Origin of the sequence: Halorubrum sp. SS7 (genome assembly GCF_005435055.1) — an archaeon.
GTDB classification, from domain to species: Archaea; Halobacteriota; Halobacteria; order Halobacteriales; family Haloferacaceae; genus Halorubrum; species Halorubrum salinarum.
Window position 1 is genome coordinate 1 of record NZ_SGXV01000467.1, and the last position, 324, is coordinate 324.

At 68.8% G+C, this 324-nt stretch carries 1 pseudogene; it reads left to right on the plus strand.

Annotation, left to right across the window (positions count from 1 at the left end):
- Window positions 1-324 (plus strand): annotated as a pseudogene (locus tag EXE44_RS18820) (AI-2E family transporter); the annotation flags it as partial.

Genomic DNA, 324 nt, shown 5'->3' on the forward strand with positions numbered 1-324 from the left:
ACGTCGCGGCGATCGAGGCGGAGATCGCCGCGCTCACCGGGCAGGACCCGGAGATCGGTGAGCTCCTTCAGACCGTCGGCGAACTGCTCGTCCAGACGCTGTTCGGCGGGTTCAGCGGGGTGTTGAACACGGCGATCCGCGCGTCCGTGGGGCTGTCGCTCGCGCTGTTCCTGGTGTACTACACCCTTATCGACGGCCCGGCGTTCGTCAAGTGGATCCGTGACTCGAGCCCGCTGCCGCCCGACGTCACCGCCGACCTCGTCGACCGCACCCACGTGATGACCCGGGGCGTCGTCATCGGCCACATCTCGGTGGCGCTCCTCC